Origin of the sequence: Mycobacterium sp. 852013-50091_SCH5140682, from assembly GCF_001665685.1 — a bacterium.
Taxonomy (GTDB): Bacteria; Actinomycetota; Actinomycetes; order Mycobacteriales; family Mycobacteriaceae; genus Mycobacterium.
Genome location: NZ_LZTB01000071.1, coordinates 1 through 2085, shown reverse-complemented (window position 1 = coordinate 2085; position 2085 = coordinate 1). Strand labels below are relative to the sequence as shown.

General features: G+C 66.9%; 2 protein-coding genes. Both read left to right on the top strand.

Translation table 11 applies throughout. The features are described from left to right. Positions 1–63: 63 nt before the first annotated feature. Complete coding sequence (istA, locus tag A5784_RS20235; RefSeq protein ID WP_082944963.1) at positions 64–1281, top strand: IS21 family transposase; 1218 nt, start codon at positions 64–66, stop codon at positions 1279–1281. Continuing rightward, positions 1281–2085: IS21-like element helper ATPase IstB (gene istB, locus A5784_RS20230; protein ID WP_064946685.1), on the top strand; the 805-nt coding region annotated here is incomplete at its 3' end. The genes istA and istB, both read left to right, overlap by 1 nt.

Below are 2085 nucleotides of genomic sequence, written 5' to 3'. Positions count from 1 at the left end.
CGAAAAGTGAGCAGGTAGTTCCGGTCGAAAAGTGAGCACCCTTCTGATTGGAGAGTGATCACTGTGGAGGATTGGGCGGAGATTCGACGGCTGTATCGGTCGGAGAACCTGTCGCAGGCTGCGATCGCGCGGCGGTTGTCGCTGTCGCGCAACACCGTGGCCAAGGCGATCAGCGCCGAGGCGCCACCACGTTATGAACGCGTGCCGTCGACGACGTCGGCGTGGGCGCAGATCGAGATGGCGGTGCGGGTGCTGCTGGGGCAGTTTCCGACCATGCCGTCCACTGTGCTCGCGCAGCGGGTGGGTTGGACGGGCGGGCATTCCTGGTTCGCCGAGAACGTCGCCCGGATCCGTCCGGAGTACGCGCCGACTGACCCGTGTGATCGTCTGGTGCATCTGCCCGGCGAGCAGGTGCAGTGCGATCTGTGGTTCCCCGGTGGGTTGGTGCCCGATCACGCCGGGGTGTTGCGGTCGTTTCCGGTGTTGGTGATGGTGGCCGCGTATTCGCGGTTCATCGCGGCGATGATGATCCCGTCGCGGGTGACCGGGGATCTGCTGGCCGGCATGTGGCAGCTGCTCTCCTGCAATATCGGGGCGGTGCCTCGAACACTGTTGTGGGACAACGAGTCTGGTATCGGGCAACGGGGCCGTCTGGCCGAGGGGGTGGCGGGGTTCTGCGGCGTGCTGGCCACCCGGCTGATCCAGACCCGCCCGTATGACCCCGAATCCAAGGGCCTGGTGGAACGGGTCAACGGCTACCTGGAGTCCTCGTTCCTTCCGGGCCGGATGTTCACCTCGCCGGCGGATTTCAACGCCCAGCTGTGGGCGTGGCTGACCGGGATCGCCAATAGCCGCGTCCACGCCACCACGGGTCTGGTCCCGGCCGAGGCGCTGGCCGCCGATCGAGTGGCGATGGCCGCGTTGCCACCGGTGGCCCCGGCGGTCGGCACCACGGTGGTGACTCGGTTGGGCCGCGACTACTACGTCAGCTGCGGCGGTAACGCGTACTCGGTGCATCCGGAGGCGATCGGCCGGATGATCACCGTGACCACCGGACTGGACCGGGTCACCGCCCACTGTGGGGACCGCCTGGTCGCCGATCACGAACGGCTCTGGGGCAGCGCGGGTCTGGTCACTGATCCGAGTCACCTCGCCGCCGCAGCGGTACTGCGGGAGCAGTATCGAGCTCGTCCTGCCGCGGGTGCGCATCTGGCGGTGGATGTCGAGGTCGCCGACCTGAGCGCCTATGACGCGCGGTTTGGGACCGGGGAGGTCGCCTGATGGCTATCAAGCGCCCCTCGTCGGCACCGGGTGACGCCGACAAGCTGATCGCCCACCAAGCCCGCCTGCTCAAGGCGCCGCGCATCGCCGCGCACTACCATCGGTTGGCCGAGCAGGGCCGCGACGCCGGTTGGTCGTTGGAGGACTACCTTGGTGCCGTGCTGGCGGTCGAATCCAATGCTCGCGCGGAATCCGGTGCCCGCCAACGGATCCGATACGCCGGATTCCCGGCCATCAAGACGATCACCGACTTCGACTTCACCGCCCAACCCGCCCTCGACCGCGCACAGATCGCGCGGTTGGAAGCCGGCGGCTGGCTTTCCGAAGCCCGCAACATCGTGCTGCTCGGTCCGCCCGGCACCGGCAAAACGCATCTGGCCACCGCGCTGGCGATCGCCGCAGCCCATGCCGGGCACCGCGTCTCCTTCGCCCCCGTCACCGGTTGGATCACCCGCCTCGCCGAAGCTCATCGCACCAACCGCCTCGAAGCCGAACTCCGCAAGATCAGCCGCTACGCGCTCATCGTGATCGACGAAGTCGGCTACATCCCGTTCGACACCGAAGCGGCAAACCTGTTCTTCCAGCTCGTCTCCACCCGATACGAGAAGTCCTCGATCATCCTGACCTCCAACCTGCCGTTCTCCCGCTGGGGTCAGGTCTTCGGCGAGGCCACCATCGCCTCGGCGATGATCGACCGGATCGTCCACCACGCCGACGTTATTGCCCTCAAAGGCGCCAGCTACCGCATCAAACACACCGCGATCGACACACTGCCCTCCGTGGAAGCCGATCGTCAGGCAGACT